The organism is Symbioplanes lichenis, from assembly GCF_030709675.1.
GTDB classification, from domain to species: domain Bacteria; phylum Actinomycetota; class Actinomycetes; order Mycobacteriales; family Micromonosporaceae; genus Actinoplanes; species Actinoplanes lichenis.
In genome coordinates, this window is the sequence record NZ_JAUZQD010000001.1 from 502,547 (window position 1) to 522,102 (window position 19,556).

The following is a 19,556-nucleotide window of genomic DNA, read 5'->3' on the forward strand; positions in this document are numbered from 1 at the left end:
GAACCGCCTGACCTGCGACCACCGCTCGCGAATGTCACGTGGGTCACCCCCTTCGCTGCCCGGCGTCAGTCGCGGCCGTCGTGGGGATCAAGCCCGTGCAGGGGGAAGACGGCCATCCGGGTGGCGAGGATGGCCTTGTCGACGGGGTCGGGCGTGGTGCCGGGCTGCCAGCGCTCGACGGGCGGCGGCCTGCCGTCGGTGAGCGTCTCGGGCACCGGTGTGCCCGGGCGGCGCTCGGCGGCCAGCTCGCGCCAGGCGGCCGGGGTGGCGGTCGCCGGGTCGAGCGGCTCGCCCGTGGCCACGGCCAGGAGGTGGGTCCAGGCGCGCGGCACGACCTCCACCAGCGCGTACCCCCCGCCGCCGAAGGCGACCCACCGCCCGTCGCACAGCTCGTCGGCGAGGGCACGCAACGCCACGTAGGCGGCGCGCTGGCCGTCGACCGAGAGCTGCAGGTCGGCGAGCGGATCGAGCCGGTGGGAGTCGGCGCCGCACTGCGTGACCAGCAGCTGGGGCCGGAAGGACCGCAGCACCGACGGCACCACGGCGTGGAAGGCCCGCAGCCAGCCCGCGTCCTCGGTCGTGGGCGGCAGCGCCACGTTGACCGCCAGCCCCTCGGCCCCGGGCCCGCCGGTCTCGTCCGGATAGCCGGTGCCCGGGAACAGGGTGAGCGGCGACTCGTGCAGGCTCACCGTCAGCACCCGCGGATCGTCGTAGAAGGCCGCCTGCACCCCGTCGCCGTGATGCACGTCCACGTCGACGTAGGCGATCCGCTCGGCGCCCTGGGCGAGCAGGCGCGCGATGGCGACCGCCGGGTCGTTGTAGACGCAGAAGCCGGCCGCCCGCGCCGCCATGGCGTGATGCAGCCCACCGGAGACGTTGACCGCACGCGTGGCGGCCCCCGACCAGACCGCCTCGGCGGCCGCGATCGAGGCGCCGCAGATCCGGGCCGACGCCTCGTGCATGTCCTCAAAAACCGGGTTGTCGGGCGTATTGAGGCCCCAGCCGCGGAAGAACGGGTCGCGCGGCGCGATCCGCACGGCCTCCAGATAGTCGGCGCGGTGAATCCGGGTGAGCGCGGCGTCGTCGGCCATGGCGGGCGTGATCATGCGCACTCCCGGCCGGTCGAGGACGCCCAGCTCGCGCGCGAGCGCCATGGTGAGCTCCACCCGCACCGGATCGAGCGGGTGATCACCCATGTCGTAGCGCAGCAGGGCCTCGTCCCACACGATCGCTGTCGTTCCCTCGGCCATGGCAGTCACTCTGCCACGGGGGCCCGACAGGAATTCCCGGCGCGGCCCGGGCGTTGCGCCTCCCATGCACCGGACGACCTGGGAGAACTGGCAAAAAGCGCAACCCCGGCCGCGCCGGACGAGTCGGGACCGGCGCGAGCCCGTCCGGTTCGGTAAGGTCTTGTGACCCACCTCGTCGGCATGAAGTCAAGACCCGGCTGCGAGGTAATATCGCTGCTGGGAGGACCACAACCGTGAACGTTCCCGTCGATACCACTGCATGTAACGGCGCCTCGCGCTCCGTTGGGGAGGTCGGCGCATGAAGGCGTCCGTGCACAAGCACGATCTGGTCGACACCACCGAGATGTACCTGCGCACGATCCTCGAGCTCGAGGAGGAGGGCGTGCCGCCGCTGCGGGCCCGCATCGCCGAGCGCCTGCACCAGAGCGGCCCGACGGTCAGCCAGACGGTCGCCCGCATGGAGCGCGACGGCCTGCTCAGCGTGGAAAATGACCGCCACCTCGTGCTGACCGAGGAGGGCCGCGAGACCGCCGTCGCGGTCATGCGCAAGCACCGGCTGGCCGAGCTCCTGCTCGTCAACGTCATCGGCATGCCCTACGAGGAGGCCCACGAGGAGGCCTGCCGCTGGGAGCACGTGATGAGCGACTCGGTCGAGCGCCGGGTCTATGAGCTGCTCAACCGGCCCAGCCGCTCGCCCTACGGCAACCCGATCCCCGGTCTCGAGGTCCTCGGCGTGCCCACGGAGCTGGCCGACGAGGAGACCCTGCCGACGATCGTGGGCACGGGCGAGCGCAACCTCGCCTTCCCCGGCCTGAGCGGCAGCGTCGTCGTCCGGCGCATCTGCGAGAGCGTCCAGACCAACGCGGGTGTGCTCCGCCAGCTGCACGCCGCGGGCATCGACCCGGGCGCCACGGTCACCGTGGCCCAGGAGCGCGACGGCGTGACCATCGACCGGTCGGGCGACAAGATCCGCCTGCCCCGCGAGGTCGCCTCCCGCGTGTTCGTCGACGCCCACTGAGACGCGCACTGAGCAGCACCAGCACGTCCTGAGACCGCGGCGCCGGGTTCGGCATCGCGGTCTCAGTCGTCGTAGTAGGGGCAGTGCCGGCAACCGCGGCCGCAACAGGTGCCGCGCCGTGCGAGAAACCCGGCGGTGAGCACGAACAGGCCGGTGTCAGGGTCGAGATACCCGGGCTGCCCGGCCTCCAGGGCCGCCTCGTGCGCCGCCAGGATCTCGGCCCGCCGGGGATGCGCCGGCGCCAGACGGGCCGGGTGCGGCTGGGTCAACGGTCGGGGGGCCGGCTTGTCCACATGGAGAACCGTACGCGCGGGAGCAGAGGGAGCAGAACGTCGTGATCAATGACCGGCTTGTCGATGCGGGTGAGCTGCCCGTCGCGGTGCGGGACTTCGGCGGCGATCTGCCTCCCCTGCTCCTGCTGCACGGCGCGGGCGGCAACCTCGCCGGGATGACCGCGCTGGCCCGGGCGCTCCGGCCCCGGCACCGTGTCATCACCGTGGACCTGCGCGGGCACGGCCGCTCCGGGGACGGCCCGTGGAGCTGGGACGCCGGGCTGGGCGACATCGCCGCGGTGACCGTACAGATGGAATTGGACCGGCCCGCCGTGGTGGGCCACTCCTTCGGCGGGGTGCTCGCGGCGCTGTGGGGTCAGCGGCACCCCGAGGCGCCGGGCGTCGTCAACCTGGACGGCAATCCGCCGCCCACCCGGGCCAGCCAGGTGGGCGGGCTCGAGGCGGAGCTCGCCCGGCTCACCTCGGTCTTCGACTCGATGGAGGCCATGGCCGGGCCCACGCTGCCGACCACCGAGCTGCCCGAGCTGATCGAGCGGCAGCGGGCGATCGCGCGTCAGGCCGGCTACCACGAGAAGCTCTGGATCGAGGCCTTCCGGCGCAACGTCGTGAGCAAGGACGGCGAGACCACCGTACGGCCCTCCGGGGCGACCGTCTCCGCGCTGCGCAAGCTGATCACGGAGATCGACCTCGGACCCGTGTACGCATCGACGCCCGCCCCGACCCTCGCCGTGCTCGCGACGCGGGACACGCCGGAGCAGGAGCCGTTCGCCGAGCTGTACGCCGCGTACCGTCGCCACCTCGTCGACCAGGCCGCGACGGCGGCCAAGGAGAACCCGCAGCTGCGCTACCTGTCGCTGGAGGGCGCGTCGCACGCCATGCCCCTGGAGCAGCCGGAGGTCGTGGCGGCGCTGATCAGCGACTTTCTTGGGGCTGCAACGGCCTAGTCGCGCCGGAGGCCAGCAGGCCCAGGCCGATCGCCGCGATCACCACGAGCAGCGCCCGGAACGGCCCGAGGTGCTCGGCCAGGACGCCGATGAGCGGCGGCCCGGCCAGGAAGGCGCCGTAGCCGATCGAGCCCGCCACGGAGACCCGGATCGCCGCACGGGTGGGGTCGTCGGCGGCGGCGCTCATGCCGACCGGGAAGCCCAGCGAGGCGCCGGCCCCCCAGAGCAGCGCCCCGGCCAGCGCCACGGGCAGCCCGGCGCCCGAGATCACGAGCAGCAGCCCGGCCAGCGCGGAGACCGCGGTGACGCGGAGCGCGACGACCCGGCCCCAGCGCTCGATGACCGCCCCGCCGAAGAGCCGCCCCAGCGTCATCGCGGTGACGAAGAAGCCGAAGCCGACGGCGCTCGTCGTCTCGGACGCGCCGTAGCCGTCGACCAGGGTGATGGCGAGCCAGTCGTTCGCGGCGCCCTCGGTGAACCCGAAGCCGAGCAGCAGGACGCCGATGAGCAGGGTCCGAGGCTCGCGCCAGGCCTCGGCGACCGAGCCCCGGGGCTGCTCGGGATGGTCGGCGGCGTGCGGCGGCAGGAAGCGCCGGGTGGTGACGAGCATGACAGCGGCGGCGGCCACCGCGGTTCCGTACACCTGGGCGGTCACCGAGACGCCGAGTGCGGCCATGGCGGCGCTGAGGCCGGCGCCGGCGACCGTGCCGAGGCTGAACGCGGCGTGGAAGCGGGGCATCAGGGTGCGGCCGACCCGGCGCTCGACGTCGGCGCCCTCGACGTTCATGGCGACGTCCCAGGTGCTGTTGCCCATGCCGATCAGGACCAGGCCCACGCCGGCGACCGGGATCGAGCCGAGGGCCGTCCCGGTGCCCAGCCCGATCAGGCCGGCCACCACGGACATGCTGCCGATCAGCACCGCCCGCCCGGGACCGAGCCGCTGCACGAGCGGCCCGGCCAGCGGGATCGCCGCCACGGCGGCCCCGGACAGGCAGAGCAGGAACAGGCCCAGACCCGCCGAGGACAGACCCAGGTCCTCGCGTACGGCCGGAGTGCGCGCGAGCCACCCCGCGAACGCGACGCCGTTCGTGGCGAACGTGACCGCCACGGCGATCCTGGCCCGGGTCAGCGTGGCAGCACTCACGTGATCAACTTAACCGCGCAAGCGGTCCGTCACCACCGTTCCGTTGACCACCTTGATCGTGTGGTCGTAGTCCCGGCCGGGCCGCTCCAGCCGGTAGCGCTCGACCGAGGTGCCCGTCGCGTGCCGCTGGTCGCGAGGCACGTTGAGCAGCCACGACGCCTCCCCCTCGTACGTGTCGAGCAGCCGGTGCCCCGGCCAGGTGCCCGCGTCGGTGAGTTTGATCGTCGTCGTCAGCCGGTCGGCCGCGTCGATGACGATCGACCCGTCGAGGCCGTACCGGTGGTCGAAGGTCTGCCGCGACCGGCCGCTCGTCACCACGGAACGGTCGGTCCACGTGGCGTCGAGGGCGTCCTGCGTCTCGTCGGCGTTCCACGTGTGCGTGCTCACGTTGCTCACCGCCCGGGACACGGTCGTGGTGACACGCCCGTGCGAGGTGTCGACGTACCCGGTGGTCGTGAGCGAGTGGCTGCCCTTGGCCCTGAGCGTCGGCGCGGTGTAGGCCGAGTCGTTGCGCAGCGGGGAAGCACTCGAGCTGACCACCTTGCCCGTGACCTGCCGGCTGCCCGCGTCCCGATAGGCCAGCAGCGTCGTGGGCACATCCCACCCCGGCTGCCCCTCCGGTACGCCCACCACGTCCACCGCGATGTCGTGCACCCTGCCGTCGGTGAGCAACCCCGCGAACGGCGTCAGGTCGTACCGGATGGGACGGATGTCGAAGGCCCGGGGCGCCGGCAGGACGTACCACATGAAGGGGTTGGACCAGCCGCCCGTGTAGATGTGCGGGTACGGCGCCGCGATCCCGGCGAGCCGGCCGTCGATCGTGACCTGCACCTCACGGTAGGGCCCGTCGTCGGCGAGACAGGAGTACGCGACGTCCGACGGGACGGTCAGGTACCAGAACTCCTCGCAGCCACCACCGGAGCCCGTGGCGTACACGTCGGCGAAAAGCTTCTCGGTGTTGCGCGGCACCGCCTGCGAGACGGGCAGGATGTCGGGCCGGGCCTTCGCAGCGCCCCGATAGAACGTCAGCGACACCTTCACGTCGAGCACACCGGTGTACGTGTCGTCGACCACGTTGCCGATCAGCATCTCGACCGGCTGCGGCTTGGTGAGCAGGGCGGCGTACTCGGTGACGTCCTTCTCGACCGACCACGCGATGCCGGCCGGGGAGGGCTCGGGCGTCGAGGTCTTGAAGACGGTGACCCCGCCGATCTCCAGGTAGCCCAGCCGGTCGTACTGGCGGCCGGCGACCGAGCCCTCGAGCCGCAGCACCACCTTCTGCCAGGGGCCACGGCAGGTCGGCTCGTAGGTCGAGGTGTAAGGGGTGAAGTCACGGAACTCCGTGTCCACAATGGTCGACTCGCACGCCGGGGCGGGCGGGGCGGCGACGGGCGGGGCGGCGGTCCGGGGATCGTCCCAGTCACTGCCGAACTCGGCGGGCGGCGTCGGCCCGCCGATCAGGGTGAGCACCGCCGCGGCGGCTGCGAGGATCTGCACGGCATTCACTATCGCAAATATCGAAGATCACACCAGCCCCTCCCGCGTTGCGAGCACGTTACGCGCCCGCCGACGAGGAGATCCAGCCGCATCCGGGCAGGCCCGTCCTCAGTCCGACAACCGCAGTACCTGATCGGCCCGGCTCGTCACCTGCTTGTAGGTCACCACCTCGATCCGAGAAAGGTGACTGTTGTAGACACGCAGCGCCGCATCGACCTCTTCCTCACTCGCCTCCGCCTCGAATGACGGATGGCCGATGATCACTGCAGCCGAGGCCCGTCGCACGTCGATACCCTGCTCAGCGAGGCGGGGACGATCCTCGTCCAGAACCACGAGGTAGTTCATCGCCTGCGCCACCGCCCGATGCACCTCGCTGGTCGGCACCCACCGGCCCCGCTGATGAGTGAGCAGCGGAACGGCGGCTCGCTTCAGCTCGACCACGTATACGGTGCCGTCCGGCCGAAGCAGCGTCAGATCCACCTCGATCCCCCGGCTGAGCCGCCGCGGCCCGAGTTGTCCGCCAACTGCGTCCCGCCGAAGATCCAGAGGTTCTTCTCCAGTGCCATCTGCAGGTCACGCTCGCTGCTGTGCCGGTTGAGGACAACGATTTCGAGTTCCCGGAGCGCGTGACGCCGGGCCCGCAGCAAGACAACCTCGGCCAGTTCCTCCGCCGAGGCCTCGCGGCCCGGCATGACGCCGACACCGGGACCGCCGGTGTGCAAGCGGTCGAGCAGCACCTCCGTCATCCAGGTCGCTTGCTCCTTCATGCCCCGACCGAGTTCGAACACCCCGGCCGCCCCGGCCACCTCGGTAACGATCAGACGCTTCGTCTCGTCAAGCACAGCCGCGAGCTCATCACGGCTCACCTGCGGGTGATCATCAAGATACGTGCGAACCTGGTCGGTGACGAACGTCATCGAGTGCGACATGACCGTGGTCAACATGGCTGCGTATCGACCGCGGGCGCCGCCGAGCAGCTGATACTTGATCTCCAGATCCGGGGCGAGCATGACGTTGGTCGCGTACGAGAGGGCATCCTCCAGCCGTTCGGCGGTGTCATGGTCGGCCTCGACCCGGGCTGCGGCATGAGCCTGGCGCAACAGGTCGGTGAGCGTCCGGCCGCCGCGATAGGGGCTGCGGTCACCCATGTGCCTCTGTGCGTCTTCGACGAGGTTGCGGACATGGCCGGGAAGGCCGAACTCGACGATTTTCTCGAGCAGCAGGCGCAGGGCGAAGTCGGATCGGACGCGCACGCGAGGTCCAGGCATGCCGGGAGCCTCTCATCGAGGTCTGACACGACTGCCTGTGCAGCGTGAGAGAAAGCTACTTGACGGTGCCGGTGGCTTTGATCTCGGCCACGTCGTCGCGCTTGACGGCGGCGAAGAATTGTTCGGCCTTGGGCTTGTCGGGGAGGACGACGCTCTGGTCGCCGCGGGTGCCCGTGCCCGTGGTGGGGCTCGTGTAGAAGGTCAGGCTGTCGCTGCGCAGGTGGCGCAGGTCGCCGGCCATGCCGAAGATGTTGAGCGTCTCGTCCACGCTGACCGCGTCGGCCGTGGCGCGCAGGAACGAGTTGAGTTTGGCCGGGTTGGTCAGGGTGCCGCCGGAGGCCGCCTTGTTGAGGATGGCCTTGATCACCTGCTGCTGGTGACGGATGCGGGCGAAGTCGCCGTCCTTGAAGGCGTAGCGCTCGCGGGCGTAGTCGAGCGCGGTGGCGCCGTCCATGGTCTGCGGGCCGGCCTCGAACTCGCGGACGCTGTCCTTGTTGAGCGAGTGCGTCGACGTGAACGCGGTCTCCACGTCGATGTCCACGCCGCCGAGGGCGTCCACGATGTCCTTGAAGCCCGCGAAGTCGACCATCACGACGTGGTCGATGCGCACCCCGGTGTAGTTCTCCACGGTACGCACCATGAGCGGCGTGCCACCCCATGCGTACGCCGCGTTGATCTTGGCATTGGTGTTGCCGTGCTGCCCGTCGGCGCTCTTCGGGATGTGGGTCCACGTGTCGCGCGGGATGGACACCAGCTGCGCGCCGGAGCGGTCCGCCGGCAGGTGCATCAGGATGATCGTGTCCGAGCGGGAGCCGCCGGTCGACTCGGGGTCGCGGGTGTCGCTGCCGAGCACCAGGAAGTTCATGGCGTCGCCGGCCGCCTGCTCCTTGACCGGGCGCTCCGCCTCGGGCACCTGGTCGAACGCCTGCACCCGCTGGATGTCGTTGTCGATGTCCCGGGCGTAGAGCGTGGCCGCCAGCGCGCCGCCCCCGGCCAGCACCACGAGGACCACGGCGACGATGACGACGACGAGCCGCCGGCGCCGCTTCTTGCGGGGCGGCGCCGGATCCGGAGCGGTCTTCACGTCCACGGCCATGGCGGAGATGGTACCGGCCTGGGCAAACATTCATGTTCACCGTATGCTCAGGCCCGCCAGCAGGGGTTTTACGGGGGAAGTGATGGAACAGCGGGTACGCACGGTGGTGCCGCGGCAACGGTCGGCGTCGACTGCCGTGCTGCCGTACGTGGCATCGGCGCGGGCGTCCCGTACCCGGGCGTTGCGGGCCTGGATGCTCACCCTGCCGGTCGACCTCGCCGCGTACCTCGTGCCGCTCACGTGGAACCGGGACTACTGGAAGGGCCTGATCGCCGCCGCTCTGGTCACGGTGGCCGCGTTCGCGTTGGCCGGGCTCTATGCGGGACGGCGGCACGTCAGCTTCCTGGACGAGCTGCCGCTGCTGTGCGTGCGCCTCCTGGCGGCCGCCGCGGTCGTCGCGATCGTGGCGGCGGAGCGACACGACTCGGTGGCGTACGTGGTCGGTTTCCTGCGCCTCATCGCGGTGTCGGCCGTCCTCGTCCTGATCGGCCGCGCCCTCACCCGCACGGCCGTCGTGGTCGCCCGCCGGCGGCGCTGGGTCGAGCACTCCGCGGTCGTCGTCGGCGACGGCCCGATCGCCACCGAGCTGGCCCGTCTGCTGCGCCGCTATCCCCAGTACGGCCTCCACTTCGCCGGTTTCGTCGGCGGCGACAGCCGTCCGCTCCTCGGCGCGCTCGGCGAGCTGCCCGAGATCGTCCGGCTGACCAGGTGCGAGGTGCTGCTCATCGCCGACGTCGAGTGCGACGACGACGAGCTGCTCCGCATCGCCCGCCATCCCGGCCTCGCCGGCTGCGACCTGTGGGTGGTGCCGCGCCTGCGCGAGTTCCACGCCCGCCACGGCATCCCCGACCACATCGGCGCGATCCCGGTCAGCCGGGTCAACCGCCCGTCGCTGACCGGCCCGCAGTTCTTCGTGAAGCGGGTCTTCGACGTCACCGCGGCGGGGCTGGCGCTGATTCTGCTCAGCCCGGTCATGCTGCTCTGCGCGCTCGCGGTGCGGCTGGAGGGCGGGCCCGGCATCCTCTTCCGCCAGGAGCGCATCGGCCGCTACGGCCGGCCCTTCCAGCTGCTGAAGTTCCGCTCGATGCGCCCGGCCGACGAGACCGAGGCGCAGACCACCTGGTCCGTCGCCGCCGACCCGCGCGTGGGCCCGGCCGGCCGCTTCCTGCGCCGCACGTCCCTCGACGAGCTGCCCCAGCTCTGGAACATCCTCCGCGGCGACATGACGGTCGTCGGCCCCCGCCCCGAGCGCCCCCACTTCGTCGACCAGTTCTCCGCCGACTACCCCGACTATGCGATGCGCCACCGGATGCCGGTCGGCCTGACGGGCCTGGCCCAGGTCAGCGGTCTGCGCGGCGACACGCCGATCTCCGACCGGGCCCGCTTCGACAACTACTACATCGAGAACTGGTCCCTCTGGCTCGACGTCAAGGTCATCGTCCGTACGGTTCTCGAAGTCCTCCGCGGCGGCGGGCGCTAAGGTCTGCGGCCAGTCAGGCCCAGAATGCGGTCCAGTGTGCTCGCCGTCGCCGGCACCTCGACCCGATCGCCGTAGGCGCCCATCCGCCGGCCCAGGTCCGCGGTCCCGGCCACCGCGTCGTGCACGAACGTCAGCACCTCCGGATCCCACTCGGGCGACTGGCCGGTGGCCGTGGCGAGATCCCAGCCGTGCACGACCAGCTCGGTGACGGCCATGCCGCCGACCATCGTGGCGGGCATCCGCTGACCGCCCAGCTCGATCTCGCCCGCCCACGCCTCGGGGTCCGACCACGCGGCGCGCAGCTGGGTGATCTTGCTCTCCAGGTCGCCCTCCGCCGGGGCGGCACCCGCGAGGCCCGTCATGTAGGGCACCGTTCCGCCGAGGTGGCCGAGCAGCCCACCCACGCTGAACTCCGCGCACGGCGTCGGCCGGTCGAGCTGGCCGGGCGCGATCCCGCGGACGACCCCGGTCGCCGTCTCCGCGGCCTTGCCGATGAGCTCGTGTCCCCGCATCCGGACTCCTTTGTCGGTGCGCCGAGCCTACCGGCCCGCGGGCTCGCGTCCAGGGATTGTCACTCGGCGGCGAGGACGCGGACCTCGCCGTTGGGAAAGCGTACGCAGAGCTGGGTCTCGCCGTCGTTGTCGCGGGCGAAGAGGCGGACCTGGCCGTCCGCCGGGGCGGCCGGGGTGTCCTGGACGCGGAGGTCGAAGGCGGGGCGGACGACGAGGTTCTTGGGGTGGCCGAGGCCGTGCGTGATCTCGACCTGGGTGTTGCCGGCGGGCTGGCCGATCCAGCCGCGGCCGCTGCCGGCGACTCCGGCCACGCCGGGCTGCGAGAGGGTGGCGCGGATGCTGGACAGGCCGCGCTCGGCGCCGAAGTCGACCGCGGCGGTGGCGCAGTTGCGGATCAGGGTGTCGATGGTCGCCGAGGCGGGCTCCTCGGGTTTGGCGCCCGGCACGAACTGGATGCCGATCTCCGGCGTGTCCCCGGCGTGGTTGGCGCCCTGGACGTAGCCGGCCACCCAGCGGCAGTCGTTGCGCGAGATGCGGACGCCGATGCCGCCGTCCAGGTCGGCGTAGCAGTTGACGCAGCCGATGCCCGAGGCGGCCAGCTCGAAGGAGATGTCCTGCCGGACGCCCCAGGCGTGGCAGTTGACCATCAGGGTGCCGTAGCCGTTGCCGTTCATGTGGAAGCCGGTCCCGGCGTTCTGGAAGGACAGGCAGTTGAGGAACATCGAGTCGTGCGGGCCGGCGAAGTTGACGCCGTGGCCGCCGTTGTCGTGGGTGCGCAGCCCGGTGACGCGCGACTCCATCTGATGCGAGGGGGCGGGCAGGTCGCCGGCGGTGCCCCAGGCGCTGACCACCCCGTCGGCGCCGCAATTGAAGACAGTCACGTCGGCCAGCTCGTAGCCGTAGCCGTAGATGCGCAGGCCGACGCCGACCGGGTTGTCCTGTGCGGCGTTGCCGTCGAGGGTGAGGTCGCGGATGCTGAAGCCGGAGATGCCCGCGTCGCTGCCGGCCGCCGACTCCTGCTCGAAGCGGTCCGACTCGAGGATGGCGGAGTTGGCGCCCCGGGCGAGTCGCAGTGTCGTGGCGTCGCCGCCGCTGCCGCGCAGGTGCACGCGCGAGGGCAGGATCAGCCGGCCGGTCACATAGGTGCCCGGCGGGAAGAAGACGATGCCACCGGTGCCGGCCGCGGCGTCGAGCGCCTTCTGCAGGCTCTTCGTGTCGTCGGACTTGCCGTCGCCGGTGGCGCCGTAGTCGCGTACGTTGAAGTCGCGGTCGGCCGGCGACGAGCCGTAGGCCGCGGCACCCGCGCCGACCACCCCGGCGCCCGCGATGAGCGCCCCCACCGAGGCGATCGCCCGGCGGCGGGGCAGGTTGGCCCAGCGCGAGCCGGGCGGCAGCGGGTTCATGGTGTCTCCTGGGGGTGACGCAAAGGGACGAGCGTAGCCGACGCCGTGCTCCGCATCCGCCCGGCGAACCACGCCACCACCAGCGCTTCCGCCACCGCCAGCTGGAGGAACAGGTCTTCGGCGACGCTCACCCAGAGCAACGCGAGGGCCAGGCCGGCGAAGGCGATCGCCCGGGAGCCGATCGCCGACACCAGGTAGGTCCGCGGCGCCGCCCGGATCATGTGCCGGGTCGAGAGCCAGGTCGAGACCATGACCGCCCCCTTGTACGCGCAATAGAGCGCCACCGCCGTGAAGCTCGCCGCCTCCAGCTCGCCGGCCAGCAGTCCCCGCACCCACGGGCTCGCGAGCACGACCGCCGCGATGCCCGCCCACAGGACGACGGTGAGCGCGCGGACCTTCGTGCGGAAGCGCGCGTCCCGCCCCGCCACGATGTCCTCGCGCGTGCTCGCGGCGAGCGCCACGTGGAACGGCCCGAACGCCAGGTCCATGGCGCGCAGCACGACGATCGCCTCCGGGCCGGCCAGGGCTCCGGCGACCGCGGGCAGGGCGATGACGTACGCGAGGTCGACCCCGGCGGCGACGCAGTAGCTGATCCCCGGGCGGATCGCGGCGATCGGGCCGGGGGCGTTCCCCGGGCGCAGCGATGCCAGGGCCCAGGCGAGCACGACCAGCTGGGCCGGGACCGCGGCGATCTCCAGCCGTGCGCCGGTGAGGGCGAGGATCGCCGCGGTGACCAGCGTGCCGGCGGCCACTGTCTGCGGCACCAGGTTGGCCCGGCGGCGCGTCCGGGTCGCCGCCATCGACCAGAAGAGCGCCTCGATCGGCAGCTGCAGCAGGACGGGGACAATGACCAGGAGCCGGTCGAGGACGCTGCTCTGCGGCAGCGCGATGGACATTGACACGTACGCGATCGCTGCGACCGGCAGCGTGACCGTCGTCGCGGCCCGCAGAGCCCACCGCTCCGAGTCCCACTCGCGCGGCACGACGCCCGCCGACTGCGGGCGGCCCACCAGGGCTTCGACCAGGGTGTACGGGATGGCGAGCAGCGCACCCTGGAAAGCGATCAGCGCGACGTGCCCGCCGTCCGCCCAGGAGGCGAGCAGGAACACGCCGACGCTGGCCAGCCGGGTCAGCGCCTGGACGGAGAGCTGCGACTCCTGGAGCTTCCTCACTTCGCTGGCCGCAACCCGTGGGCGCCGAAAAGGATCAGTGTGAGCATCGCCGACTTGAACTCCCACGTGTCCAAGGTCAGCGACGCGCACGCCAGCCCGGCGAGCAGGCCGATCGGCATGATCAGCTCGGGTCGCCGGCCCGACTCGCGGACCAGCAGCACCAGCGTGAGGACGGTGAGGAGCAGGAGCAGCACCATCACGATCGGCCCGAACTGCAGCCCGATGTTGATGAAGTAGTTGTCGACGAACCGCGGCGCCGACTCGGCCACCCGCGAGTAGCTCGCGCCGCCCGCCGCACCGATGCCGTCGCCGGCCAGGGGCACCGAGCCGAGCAGGTCGCCCCAGACCTCGAACCGCTGGAAGAGGCTGTCCGAGTTGCCCGCGCCGATCAGCACGAAGACGGCCGCCACGCCGGCCGCGGTCACCCCGGCGAGACCGATGGCGAGCAGCCGGCGGATCCGCGAGCGGGCCCGGGGCAGCATCAGCGCGCCGGCCAGGCCGCCGACGACGAGCAGGGCGCCGGACCGGCTCGTACTCATGGCCAGGCTGCCCACCGCGGCGACGGCGGCGACGTGCCGCAGCCAGCCGCGCGGGCGGGCGCCGGGGGTGAACCAGCACAGCACGTAGCCGAGCAGGAACGCCCCGGCCAGCAGGCCCAGCTCCGCGTTGACCTCGGTCAGGCCCGGCACGCGGAAGACGCCGTCGATGTAGCGCACGTTGTAGTCGGGGCTGAACCCCCACTCCACCAGCGTCGCCGGCCCGATGACGAGCTCGGCCACGCCCGCGGCCGCGTTCAGGACGAGCATGCCGGACAGGACGGTGAGCAGCCGGGACACCGCCCCGGGGGTCAGGGCGGCGACGATCACCACGAACGCCACCGGGACGAGGAGCAGCCGCAGCCCGGTGAGCGTCTGCGCGGCGCCGTGGTGGGCGTTGCCGATCAGGCTCCAGATCGCGGCCACCGCGCCCCCGGCCAGCCCGATCAGCGCCCAGAAGATCGGCAGGTCGCCGCCGCGGCGCAGCACGATCGCCACGGCCAGCAGCACCGTCACGGCCGCGCCGGCCAGGCTGAACACCCAGGACCGTCCGCCGAAGGCCAGCCAGGAGAGGCCGGAGAACAGCAGCGGGGCGGTGCTGGTCACGAGGATGAAGAGGAGGCCGTACTCGCAGAGCCGGTCCCAGCGGCGGTCGCTCATCGCACCTCGTAAGCAGCCAGGATCGCGCTGACGTGATCGTCCCAGTCGAGTTTCCGGCCGTCCGCCGCCGCCGACACCGCGAGCGCCGCGTATTCGGCGGCGGGCATGGCGGCCGCGCGGTGCAATGTGTCGCGCAGGCCGTCGACGCCGGTGTAGAGCAGGCTGGACGTCTCCGAGGCCATCGGCGGCGGCGCGTGCGACCCGGCGATGATCGGCCGGCCCGCGAGCAGGGCCTCGGCACACACCAGCCCGTACGTCTCCACGTGGCGGCTCGGGAACACCAGCCACCCCGCCCGCTCGAACGCCGCGCGCTTGCCGGCCTCGTCCAGCCGGCCCAGATACTCGACGCCGGGGCGGGGCTGCTCGACCAGCGGGCGCAGGGGCCCGTCGCCGGCCACGAGCAGCGTCCCGCGGCCGTCCCAGGCGTCCAGGAGCAGGTCGACTCCCTTGTGGACCCCGAGGGCGCCGAGATAGAGGAAGGTCGACGGATCGCCGGGCGGCCACGGGCGACGGCCCCAGTCGAGGCTCACGGCGAGGGGCACGAGACGGTGGGCGGGCTTGCGGGTGCCTTTGCTCACTGCGGTGCGGGCGCGCTCGGTGGCGTACAGGAGCGTGAGGTTGTGGAACTTGCGCAGGATCCACGCCGAGCGGGCCCGCAGCAGGGCGTCGAGGATCCGCGACTTGCCCAGGCTGAGCATGGCGTTGTTCGGGTCGACGATGGCGTAGTCGTGCACGGTGTGCACGGTCGGATAGGCGCGCGCGATCCGGGCCACCGCCCGCACGCCGAGGCCCTGCCAGTTGTGCACGTGGACGACGTCGGGCGCGAAGTCGCGCAGGTCCTCCGGGCCCAGGCCGGTCGGATCGGCGAGATCCCCCAGGTGTACGGCCGCCTTGTGCCGGATCCGGGCGGACAGGCGCGGGTGGTCGCCGGCCGTGAAGATCCGCACGTCGTGACCGCGTTCGATCAAGCTCTGGGTGAGGTCGCCGACGTAGAGCTCGGCGCCGCCGCGGACCGCGAAGGAGGCGTGGATCATGGCGATGCGCATCACGACCACAGCCGTTCGACGAGCTCGTCGGTGGCTTCTTTCCAGGTCCTCACGCCGCGCCTCGGTGGCGCGTCGAGGCTGTGGAGGGCTTCGACCAGCGCCTCGGCCGTCCAGCTCCGCATCCGGGTCGCGGCGCCCGCCGTCGCCTCGTGCAGCGCCGGGTCCGGCGAGATGATCGTGGGGACGCCCAGGGCCAAGGCCTCGGCGGCGGGCAGCCCGAAGCCCTCGAAGTGGCTCGGCATGAGGAAGGCCCGCGCCCCCGCGACAGTGGCGGCGTAGGTCGCGTCGTCCAGGCGGCCCAGCTGAACGACACGGTCCTGATCCGGGTACCGCTGGCTGTCGCCGGTGAGGACCACCAGGCTGTACTGCGGGAAGGCGCGGATCGCTTCGAGGGCCAGCTCGACGCCCTTGTGCGCCGCGTGTCCGGTGACGACGACGTAGTTGTCCGGCAGGCCCGGCGGCGGGGTGCCAGGGAGGGCCAGGTCACTGCCCGGGTGCCAGACGGCGGACGCGGCTTCGTACAGGCCGAGCAGGTCGTGCTGGGTGCGCGCGCTGACGCTGAGCAGCGCGGCCGACCGGCGGATCGCGGTGGCGTAGCTGATCCGGCGATATTCGCGCACGGCCCGGGAAAGGCCGCGCGGCCAGAGCCGGAAGGCCAGGTCGTGGACGATCGTGGTGACCGGCAGACGGGCGCCGGCGATCGCGAGGGACGGGCTCAGCGACAGCACGCGGCCGCGGGTCTCCTTGCGCAGGGCGGCGGTCGCCGCGGCGATGGTACGTTCCCGGCCGCCGGACTGGCGGCTCACGGCCTCGCCTTCCCAGCTCTCCGGGGCCGCGATCACGCGCAGCTCGTGGCCGGCCGGCCAGTGGCGGACCAGTTCGGTGAGGACGCGGGTGATGCCGCCGGGGCCGACGCCGCTCGCGTCGAGGACGGTGGTCTTATCGGACGGCATCGCCGATCCACTCGGTCATGCGCGCGGCGAAACGGTCGTGGCCGAAGGTCGCCGCGTGCTCACGGATGCGCCGCGGGTCCAGGTCCTTGGTCGCGGTCACCAGGCCGGCGTAGACGCGCGGATCGGTCGTGTCGGCCAGGAAGCCGGTCTCGCCGGGGACGACGGTCTCGCGCAGGCCGCCACGGTCCAGCCCGACGACCGGGGTGCCGGCGGCCTGGGCTTCGACCGGGACGATGCCGAAGTCCTCGTGGGCCGGGAAGAGCAGGGCCTTCGCTCCGGCGTAGAGCTCGCGCAGCCTGGCCTTGGTCGGGTGCACCTCGAACTGGACATTCCGGCCCTTGGCCCTGAGCGCCGCTTCTTCCGGGCCGCCGCCGGCCAGGATCAGGGGCAGGCCCGCCGCCTCGGCGATGTCGATCATCAGGTCGAAGCGCTTGTACGGGATCCAGCGCCCGACGCCGAGCAGGTAGTCGTCGCCCGTCTTCTCCGTGCGGTAGAAGTCGACGTCGACCGGCGGGTTGACGACCGTGGCGTCGCGCTTCCAGAAGCGGCGGATGCGCTCCTGGACCTCCCGTGAGTTGGCCGCATAGGCGTGGACGTGCCTGCTCTGGCTGACGTCCGCGTGCTGCAGCCACTTGCGGGGAAGGTTCAACAACGGGTTGGCGCCGCGGCCGTCGAAGTCGGGACTCCATACATAACGGGCGGGCGTGTGCACATAGCTGAGGTGCCGCGCGTCGCCCGCGTTCACGGTGTGCGCGAAGGCGTGGCTCGAGGAGATGACCACCTCGGCGTCGATCTTCGTGGTGCGCCAGGCCAGCGGCATGAGCGGGAGGGCGAGGGCCTTGCTCCGGCGCAGCGGGGTGCGCGCGAGCCACGTCTCGTGCAGGTCCGCGGCGGGCGCGTCGGGCTCCGCCCACAGGACGTGCCGCTCGGCGTGCGGGATCAGGTCGGCGATGGCCAGGAAGACGTTCTCCGAGCCACCCACCGCGCTGAACCACTCGTGCACGACCGCCACCCGGCGGCCGGCGAGCAGATCGGCCATCAGCTGTGCCGCTCCCACACGGCTCGCAGCGGATCCCACTTGCCGCCCAGGCTGTCGCAAATCACGTCCATGTAGACGGCGGCCTCGGTGTTGTCCCGGTTCCAGTAGATGCCGCAGAGCGCCGGGTCCTTGCCGGACTTCGTCGCGTACTCCACGTAGTTGCCGGACACCCCGGTCACGCCGCCGAGCTTGCGCGCGGGCTGCTCCGCGCCCGGCAGGATGCCCGCCGAGTTGAGCGCCACCCGCTGCCGGTAGCCCATGTCGGCGGCCTTCGCATCGGCCGACTCGTAGGCGACGAAGTGCAGGTAGATCCCGCCGTAACGGCAGAGCACGTGGGTCTTCTGACCGTCGCCCAGCTTCGGGCCGCCGCTGTCCGCGTCGCCCGCGCAGCCGCTCACGTCGGCCAGCCACGGCTCGCCGAGCGCGGCCAGGTCGGCGTCGCCCGCGAACTTCGCCTTGTTGGCCTCGGCCGCCTGCGCCACGATCGCGGGCTGCTGCGCGGCCGCGGGAGCCGGGTCGCTGTCGCCCGCGGTGGCCCGCCCGATGAAGAACGCCCCGACCCCGCCGACCAGCAGCCCGGCGACCAGGCCGGCCACGGCGCCGACGATCAGCTTGCCGCGCTGCGGGGGCGGCGAGGGCTCGATGCGGCGCATCGCCGGCGGGTACGCGGGACCGCCGCCCGACATGGGGGCGACGTCCAGGCCGTACTGATCCTGGCCGTACGGGTTGCCATAAGGTGACCCGCTCGTCTGATAGGGCGAGCCGCTGGCCTGCCCCGGATAGGGCGAACCGGACACCGGGGGCGCCGACGCGGGGTGGCCGTACACGTTCCCGCCGTCGGGCAGGGGCGCCCGGTCGCGGGCCGCGTCGTCAGTCACGCGGGGCACGATATCAGCGCGGCTCTCACGTTCGCGTCCCGCGGTCTTTGAGGTTTGCGTCACCCACCAGGCAAAATACGGCCGTCCTTGACCTCGAGTGCGGTTGAGGTCGCAGCCTGATCACATGACGGTGACGGATGAGGCGCGACAGGCCCTGGACCGGCAACAGACAGTGGAGATCACCACCACCGGACGGCGGACCGGCCACCCCCGCCGGATCGAGACGTGGCGCTACCGGGCGGACGGGCGCTACTGGCTGACCGGCAGCCCGGGCTCCCGCGACTGGTACGCCAACCTGCTCGCCGAGCCGGCCTTCACCCTGCACCTGGCCGGCCACGATCTGCCCGTACGGGCAAGGCCGGTGACCGATCCCGCCGAGCGCGAGCGGATCCTCGGCGAGATCGTCCCGGGCCAGTCCTGGGCGCGGGAAGGTCTGACCGCCTGGCTCGCCGGCAGTCCCCTGGTCGAGATTCTGCTGTGAACGGGCGATGCCCCCGTCCGATCGCTCGGACGGGGGCATCGGTTCGTGCTCGGATCAGCTGTACCTGACCGATCTTGGGGTGTCCCCCGGATTTTGGGGTCCCCTCCGGTGCGGCGCATGTCCCTCCATGACGGAAGTCGCGGCCTTGATCACCGAGTCGGCGTTCCCCAGCATACTGTCCCCTTGCGCCTCACGGAAGCAAGACATGCGGACGAACCCTGCAAGATGCCGCCGAGAATCAACCAGCGCGTAGATCCGTGCCCGAACTGAGCGCTACCGGCCATGCCCAGCGCCGAGGCTCGTCAGGCCATCCAGTTCACTGACGCGATCCCATCAGCCGCTGAATCTCATCGGCCACCTTGGGCGACGTCAGTGGCGCCCAGCGATCGAAGAGGTCGCGGAAGTAGTCGCCGTGGTTGACAAGCAACGCCGGATTCTGCTCGATCACGTCGAGTTCGTTGACGATGCTCAGATCCACGAACGGCACGATGAGATGCGATTCGAGGACCCTCTTCTGCCCGGTAAAGCGATCATGCACGGTGGAGGTGGTGGCCAAAGCGTGCCACGTGCGGTCACGGTCACAAGCCCCGTACAGGTAAACGAGTTCCTCGGCTTCCGATCCGATCACGGCTCGGAGCAGGTCTCGATCGGTCCAAGGGATGAGCGCCAGGTCGAAACCATCCGTGCTGTAGGCAGCGTGGGTGAGACCGGCCAGTTGCACGTATGGGGCAGCACTGGCCGCCGCGAGACGCTGTTCGACCCGGCACAGGTGGGAGTAGAGAGTGCCTCCCGGATGCTCGACCGCTTCCGTGCCGTGCTCTCGCAGAAACGCCCGCGCCGCGCTGCCGAAGGTCATAGGCGTGACCCTAAGCGCATCGACGCGCAC

20 protein-coding genes are annotated in these 19,556 nt (G+C 71.8%); 4 read left to right on the top strand and 16 right to left on the bottom strand.

Annotation, left to right across the window (positions count from 1 at the left end; translation table 11 throughout):
• Positions 1-65: 65 nt before the first annotated feature.
• Complete coding sequence (locus RAN62_RS02255; RefSeq protein WP_305782724.1) at positions 66-1,250, bottom strand: acetoin utilization protein AcuC; 1,185 nt, start codon at positions 1,248-1,250, stop codon at positions 66-68.
• Between the two features lie 298 nt (positions 1,251-1,548).
• Here RAN62_RS02255 and RAN62_RS02260 point away from each other — a divergent pair, with 298 nt between their 5' ends.
• The gene (locus RAN62_RS02260) at positions 1,549-2,268 is read left to right on the top strand and encodes an iron-dependent transcriptional repressor DtxR (protein WP_305782725.1); all 720 of its coding nucleotides are present in this window, start codon (positions 1,549-1,551) and stop codon (positions 2,266-2,268) included.
• A 62-nt stretch (positions 2,269-2,330) separates the two neighbouring features.
• Here RAN62_RS02260 and RAN62_RS02265 read toward each other — a convergent pair whose 3' ends face one another.
• A complete protein-coding gene (locus tag RAN62_RS02265) occupies positions 2,331-2,561 on the bottom strand; it encodes a DUF5522 domain-containing protein (RefSeq protein ID WP_305782726.1) in 231 nt (76 codons plus the stop codon).
• Between the two features lie 41 nt (positions 2,562-2,602).
• Between RAN62_RS02265 and RAN62_RS02270 the strand changes: the two genes are divergently transcribed.
• A complete protein-coding gene (locus tag RAN62_RS02270) occupies positions 2,603-3,505 on the top strand; it encodes an alpha/beta fold hydrolase (protein ID WP_305782727.1) in 903 nt (300 codons plus the stop codon).
• Here RAN62_RS02270 and RAN62_RS02275 read toward each other — a convergent pair.
• The 5 genes from RAN62_RS02275 to RAN62_RS02295 form a co-directional block, all read right to left on the bottom strand.
• On the bottom strand, positions 3,474-4,649 hold the full coding sequence (locus RAN62_RS02275; protein ID WP_305782728.1) for an MFS transporter: 1,176 nt from the start codon (positions 4,647-4,649) through the stop codon (positions 3,474-3,476). The two genes, RAN62_RS02270 and RAN62_RS02275, sit on opposite strands and share 32 nt — an antisense overlap.
• A gap of 9 nt (positions 4,650-4,658) precedes the next feature.
• Positions 4,659-6,146 carry a peptide-N4-asparagine amidase gene (locus RAN62_RS02280; RefSeq protein WP_305782729.1) on the bottom strand — a complete coding sequence of 496 codons (1,488 nt, stop codon included), beginning with the start codon at positions 6,144-6,146 and terminating at the stop codon, positions 4,659-4,661.
• A 108-nt stretch (positions 6,147-6,254) separates the two neighbouring features.
• Complete coding sequence (locus RAN62_RS02285) at positions 6,255-6,626, bottom strand: Shedu anti-phage system protein SduA domain-containing protein (RefSeq protein ID WP_305782730.1); 372 nt, start codon at positions 6,624-6,626, stop codon at positions 6,255-6,257.
• Positions 6,617-7,399 (bottom strand): hypothetical protein, encoded by a 783-nt coding sequence (locus RAN62_RS02290; protein ID WP_305782731.1) that lies wholly within the window; start codon positions 7,397-7,399, stop codon positions 6,617-6,619. The genes RAN62_RS02285 and RAN62_RS02290 overlap by 10 nt, the downstream gene beginning before the upstream one ends.
• A gap of 70 nt (positions 7,400-7,469) precedes the next feature.
• Entirely contained in the window at positions 7,470-8,510 is a 1,041-nt protein-coding gene (locus RAN62_RS02295; RefSeq protein WP_305782732.1) for an LCP family protein, read from the bottom strand.
• Between the two features lie 82 nt (positions 8,511-8,592).
• Here RAN62_RS02295 and RAN62_RS02300 point away from each other — a divergent pair, with 82 nt between their 5' ends.
• Positions 8,593-9,990 carry a sugar transferase gene (locus tag RAN62_RS02300; RefSeq protein WP_305782733.1) on the top strand — a complete coding sequence of 466 codons (1,398 nt, stop codon included), beginning with the start codon at positions 8,593-8,595 and terminating at the stop codon, positions 9,988-9,990.
• On the opposite strand, the gene RAN62_RS02305 is transcribed toward RAN62_RS02300, so the two are convergent.
• The 8 genes from RAN62_RS02305 to RAN62_RS02340 are packed head-to-tail and all read right to left on the bottom strand — an operon-like array spanning position 9,987 to position 18,189.
• Positions 9,987-10,502 (bottom strand): TIGR03086 family metal-binding protein, encoded by a 516-nt coding sequence (locus RAN62_RS02305; protein ID WP_305782734.1) that lies wholly within the window; start codon positions 10,500-10,502, stop codon positions 9,987-9,989. The genes RAN62_RS02300 and RAN62_RS02305 overlap by 4 nt on opposite strands.
• Before the next feature lie 59 nt (positions 10,503-10,561).
• On the bottom strand, positions 10,562-11,905 hold the full coding sequence (locus RAN62_RS02310; RefSeq protein WP_305782735.1) for a glycoside hydrolase family 55 protein: 1,344 nt from the start codon (positions 11,903-11,905) through the stop codon (positions 10,562-10,564).
• Positions 11,902-13,077, bottom strand: a complete 1,176-nt coding sequence (locus RAN62_RS02315; RefSeq protein WP_305782736.1) for a hypothetical protein — start codon at positions 13,075-13,077, stop codon at positions 11,902-11,904. Before RAN62_RS02315 ends, RAN62_RS02310 begins: the two co-directional genes overlap by 4 nt.
• Positions 13,074-14,273, bottom strand: coding sequence for a hypothetical protein (locus RAN62_RS02320; protein ID WP_305782737.1), 1,200 nt, complete (start codon positions 14,271-14,273; stop codon positions 13,074-13,076). Before RAN62_RS02320 ends, RAN62_RS02315 begins: the two co-directional genes overlap by 4 nt.
• Complete coding sequence (locus tag RAN62_RS02325) at positions 14,270-15,319, bottom strand: glycosyltransferase (RefSeq protein ID WP_305783044.1); 1,050 nt, start codon at positions 15,317-15,319, stop codon at positions 14,270-14,272. The genes RAN62_RS02320 and RAN62_RS02325 overlap by 4 nt, the downstream gene beginning before the upstream one ends.
• Positions 15,319-16,272, bottom strand: coding sequence for a glycosyltransferase (locus RAN62_RS02330; protein ID WP_305782738.1), 954 nt, complete (start codon positions 16,270-16,272; stop codon positions 15,319-15,321). The genes RAN62_RS02325 and RAN62_RS02330 overlap by 1 nt, the downstream gene beginning before the upstream one ends.
• The gene (locus tag RAN62_RS02335) at positions 16,259-17,311 is read right to left on the bottom strand and encodes a glycosyltransferase (protein WP_305782739.1); all 1,053 of its coding nucleotides are present in this window, start codon (positions 17,309-17,311) and stop codon (positions 16,259-16,261) included. The genes RAN62_RS02330 and RAN62_RS02335 overlap by 14 nt, the downstream gene beginning before the upstream one ends.
• A complete protein-coding gene (locus tag RAN62_RS02340; RefSeq protein ID WP_438874451.1) occupies positions 17,311-18,189 on the bottom strand; it encodes a hypothetical protein in 879 nt (292 codons plus the stop codon). The genes RAN62_RS02335 and RAN62_RS02340 overlap by 1 nt, the downstream gene beginning before the upstream one ends.
• Positions 18,190-18,313: 124 nt before the next feature.
• Between RAN62_RS02340 and RAN62_RS02345 the strand changes: the two genes are divergently transcribed.
• On the top strand, positions 18,314-18,670 hold the full coding sequence (locus RAN62_RS02345) for a nitroreductase family deazaflavin-dependent oxidoreductase (protein ID WP_305782740.1): 357 nt from the start codon (positions 18,314-18,316) through the stop codon (positions 18,668-18,670).
• 316 nt (positions 18,671-18,986) lie between these two features.
• Here the strand turns inward: RAN62_RS02345 and RAN62_RS02350 are convergent, their stop codons facing one another.
• A complete protein-coding gene (locus tag RAN62_RS02350) occupies positions 18,987-19,526 on the bottom strand; it encodes a DUF6817 domain-containing protein (RefSeq protein ID WP_305782741.1) in 540 nt (179 codons plus the stop codon).
• Between the last annotated feature and the right edge of the window lie 30 nt (positions 19,527-19,556).

Coding starts and splice junctions, on each gene's coding strand:
- RAN62_RS02255 (WP_305782724.1), bottom strand. CDS start 1,250: ATGGCCGAGGGAACGACAGCGATCGTGTGGGACGAGGCCCTGCTGCGC.
- RAN62_RS02260 (WP_305782725.1), top strand. CDS start 1,549: ATGAAGGCGTCCGTGCACAAGCACGATCTGGTCGACACCACCGAGATG.
- RAN62_RS02295 (WP_305782732.1), bottom strand. CDS start 8,510: ATGGCCGTGGACGTGAAGACCGCTCCGGATCCGGCGCCGCCCCGCAAG.
- RAN62_RS02300 (WP_305782733.1), top strand. CDS start 8,593: ATGGAACAGCGGGTACGCACGGTGGTGCCGCGGCAACGGTCGGCGTCG.
- RAN62_RS02305 (WP_305782734.1), bottom strand. CDS start 10,502: ATGCGGGGACACGAGCTCATCGGCAAGGCCGCGGAGACGGCGACCGGG.
- RAN62_RS02310 (WP_305782735.1), bottom strand. CDS start 11,905: ATGAACCCGCTGCCGCCCGGCTCGCGCTGGGCCAACCTGCCCCGCCGC.
- RAN62_RS02320 (WP_305782737.1), bottom strand. CDS start 14,273: ATGAGCGACCGCCGCTGGGACCGGCTCTGCGAGTACGGCCTCCTCTTC.
- RAN62_RS02325 (WP_305783044.1), bottom strand. CDS start 15,319: ATGCGCATCGCCATGATCCACGCCTCCTTCGCGGTCCGCGGCGGCGCC.
- RAN62_RS02330 (WP_305782738.1), bottom strand. CDS start 16,272: ATGCCGTCCGATAAGACCACCGTCCTCGACGCGAGCGGCGTCGGCCCC.
- RAN62_RS02335 (WP_305782739.1), bottom strand. CDS start 17,311: ATGGCCGATCTGCTCGCCGGCCGCCGGGTGGCGGTCGTGCACGAGTGG.
- RAN62_RS02345 (WP_305782740.1), top strand. CDS start 18,314: ATGACGGTGACGGATGAGGCGCGACAGGCCCTGGACCGGCAACAGACA.
- RAN62_RS02350 (WP_305782741.1), bottom strand. CDS start 19,526: ATGACCTTCGGCAGCGCGGCGCGGGCGTTTCTGCGAGAGCACGGCACG.